The sequence below is a fragment of the Bacteroides sp. AF20-13LB genome (assembly GCF_003603065.1).
GTDB lineage: Bacteria > Bacteroidota > Bacteroidia > Bacteroidales > Bacteroidaceae > Bacteroides > Bacteroides uniformis.
In genome coordinates, this window is the sequence record NZ_QTMH01000033.1 from 1 (window position 1) to 1,433 (window position 1,433).

At 45.2% G+C, this 1,433-nt stretch carries 1 protein-coding gene; it reads right to left on the reverse strand.

Annotated elements, in window-relative coordinates; translation table 11 throughout:
- Nucleotides 1–461: 461 nt before the first annotated feature.
- Complete coding sequence (locus DWX62_RS21520; protein ID WP_120173140.1) at nucleotides 462–1,415, reverse strand: site-specific integrase; 954 nt, start codon at nucleotides 1,413–1,415, stop codon at nucleotides 462–464.
- Between the last annotated feature and the right edge of the window lie 18 nt (nucleotides 1,416–1,433).

Consider the following 1,433-nt stretch of genomic DNA (forward strand, 5'->3'; position numbering starts at 1 on the left):
TCACACTTAGAAACTTTTTGTTCATAATTGAAAACTTTAAATTTATAAATTTAAAAAAAATAAAAAGTGAATAATCTCTCATTTTAAATCCCTTTCGCATACTTGTTTTGTTGTCAAGTATTCCGTTACTTCGCAGGTAATGAAATCTTGTTAATTCCATTAATAATCAAGGAATAAGGATAAAATAGGTTGGGTTTGTTCAAAATAGTAAAAATCAGCCCGTTAGGATATTGGAAAGAGGATTGAAAGTCCAGAAAAGTGACAGTGGGAAAGTGATGAAATGAGGCTTTCAAAGAATGAAAGTGTGTATTTTTCAGTTCAAAAGGTTGAATGACAGTATATTGATAGCACCGATTGGAGCTCCGTAAAGACAACGCCATTCCGTTCCTCAAAACTCATTTTGAAGACTCCGGAAAATGCGCAACAAATCTATTCTATCCTATCAAAAGAAGTAACGTTTTTTATACTGTACACGCTCCGCTTCTTACAAAAGAAATTACCCTCTGGTTGGCCTCGTCAATCTTTCTGTTGCTGAAAGGCTTCAGATAGGTTTCCGTCACCGTGATGGAGGAGTGCCCCATGGCTTCCGATATGATTCCGGGGTGTATCTCGCAATGGTAAGCCATTGTAGCCCAGGTGTGTCTGGCTGCATAGGTGCTGAGTGCCGACTGCATTCCCAAGCACTGCCTGAGTACTGCCAGCCGCTGGTTGAATGCCCTGAGTGCCGACTGGTATTCCCGGTATGCGGCTTCCGATCCTTCCTCACTTTGTAATATGGGGAATAAATAAGGAGAGTCCTTGTCCTTGTTTGCTATTATTCTCACCATCTGCATGGCTTCGGGTGTGAGTGACACGGTCAGCGCCCGTCCCGTCTTCCGTCGTCTGTACGATAGTATATTTCCCTGCAGGTCCCTTTTGTGCAGGTATGCCAGATCCACGAAAGGTATGCCCCTGAGCATGAACATGAGTACGAAGAAAATCCTTGTTTTTTGCTGTGCGTTTGGGAGCGTCCCTCCTTGCAGGCTCCTTTCCGTCTCCCTTACCAGGCTGCTGATGTCTGATGCTTCGAGCGCCTTCTTCCTGTCTGCCCGTGTGCCGGTATACACATGCTCAAACAGTCTGGGTACATACCGTATGTACTTTCTGTCCACCGCCCGATGATACACCGAGCGTACCGTCTTGATGTAGGTGGACACGGTGTTCCAACTGCAGTTCCTCTGCCTGAGGTAGTTTTCGAACCTCTTCAGTACGGTTGGGCTCAGCTTGCGCATGGGCATTGGTTGCCATTTGGTGAATGCCGAGAATGCATTCACCGCTGACTGGTAGATGTGTGCCGTCCCCCACCTGCCGCCTTCCCGGAGTTCCCCGATGACTGAGGAGAACATCTCTTGTAAGGTAATTTCATTTCTATTCATTTCCAATTTATTTATAAA

Coding starts and splice junctions, on each gene's coding strand:
- DWX62_RS21520 (WP_120173140.1), bottom strand. CDS start 1,415: ATGAATAGAAATGAAATTACCTTACAAGAGATGTTCTCCTCAGTCATC.